At 41.0% G+C, this 1,942-nt stretch carries 1 protein-coding gene; it reads right to left on the minus strand.

What is annotated here, in order from left to right:
• A partial coding sequence (locus tag R2R28_RS28990; RefSeq protein ID WP_316829150.1) for a beta strand repeat-containing protein occupies positions 1 to 1,942 on the minus strand: 1,942 nt, incomplete at both ends.

The following is a 1,942-nucleotide window of genomic DNA, read 5'->3' on the forward strand; positions in this document are numbered from 1 at the left end:
CACCGTAGCGGTTGATGTTTTGGTGGCATCAAGCTTATCGGTGATGGTATACGTTAAAGTATAAACACCTGCCGGGGTATTGGCAGCAACGCTTACTTTTCCGGTTGTTACATCTAAGGTTACTTTTCCATTACTGTCATTCGCACCGTTAGTGATGGTGACATCAGCCAAAGTCGGAGCAACAGTTGTTCCGTTGTAATTATCGTTCGATAATACATTTATAATGTCAGTTCCGCCCGTTACCGAGTTCGCAGAACCAGCATCATCTTTAGCAAGCAAAGCACCAGAAGCTACAGTTACTTTCACCGTAGCAGTTGATGTCTTGGTGGCATCCAGCTTATCGGTGATGGTGTACGTTAAAGTGTAAACACCTGCCAGGGTATTGGCAGCAACACTCACTTTGCCAGTTGTTACATCTAAGGTTACTTTGCCATTACTGTCATTCGCACCGTTAGTGATGGTGACATCAGCCAAAGTCGGAGCCGTTGTGGTTCCGTTGTAATTATCGTTAGATAATACATTCGCTACTGCAGTTCCACCCGTTACCGAGTTGGCTGAACCTGCATCATCTTTAGCAAGCAAAGCACCCGCAATGATATGCACAGTAACCGTCGCCTGTTTTACATTCCCAGGATTCGCCTTATCTTCAATTTGATAAACCAAAGTATAATCTCCAACAGGCGTACCCGGCAATACATTAACCTTTCCGGTAGCAGGATCGATAGAAATATTCGGATGGCTGGTGGATATCTGGCTGATCGTTACATTGGCTAGAGTAGCCTGATTACCGTTTACTTTATCGTTAATTAAAACATTGCTCACCGCAATACCACCGGTTACTGCATTTAAAGTCCCTTCATCATCAACAGCATAAACACCAGTGTAAGTTACCGTTTGGTTATCATTCCCCTCTGTTGTGCCCGAAATATCAGACACATTGCCATTTAATGGATTTTTTCCAGTAACTGTAGCCGTATTGCTAACTGATCCGGCAGCTTTTTCTGCAGAAGAAATTGTATATACTGACGTTGCAGTTGTACTGGCACCAGGAACCAACGTTGTAGCCGCTAATGTAATTACGCTCGTAACTTTACTATCGGTTATGGTAAGGTTACTTAAAGTAACATTACCTGTATTTTTAACTGTGAATAAATAACTGATTGTGTTTCCGTTAGTATTCAGCGTTCCGGTTTTAACCAGGGCAACTGATGGATTTAAAACAATATTTACATCAGCCGTTGCTGTTTTTGCAGTTGGAAATTCAGTAGTTGTTACACTAGCAGTATTGCTGATCTTGCCTGAATTATTGGTTGGGTTGCCATTATTGTTTAAATCAGATTGAAGTACGGTATAGGAACCTGTGTAAGTCCAGATCTCCCCTTTTTCTAAAATATTATCTGTATTTCCGGTTTTTACAGGACTGCTTAAATTACCACCCAATAAAAGGTCATTAAGTACCACATTATTTTGATTGGCATTACCGGTATTCGAAACTGTTATTGTATAATTAATCACATTTCCGGTCTGGTTAACCAATGTTACATTTCTCGTTTTTGTGATCGATAGCGATGAACAAACAGGAACATTAACCGTAATGGTAAAAGGATTACCAACACAGCCTCCCGTAACAGTTGCTTTGGGCGTTACAGTATATACAATTGCCTGAGCGCTGTTACCCGTATTAATTAAAGTTTGATTAATTGTATTGCCTGATCCATTTGCAGCACCGGTGACATTCGTGTTTGAATTTATCGTCCACGTAAATGACGCTGGAACCGAATTGCCTCCATTTGCTGTACTGTTGATATTCTGCGTTTGAATATTGTAGCTAAACATCCCCGCGCAATCAAGTGTCTTCGTATCATTAAATCCTTTTGGAGTTTGATAAATACCTACCGTAATAGAAGCACGTGTAGCACTCTCACAACCATTAACCGTTTGA

Origin of the sequence: Pedobacter miscanthi (assembly GCF_032678605.1) — a bacterium.
Taxonomy (GTDB): Bacteria; Bacteroidota; Bacteroidia; order Sphingobacteriales; family Sphingobacteriaceae; genus Pedobacter; species Pedobacter miscanthi_A.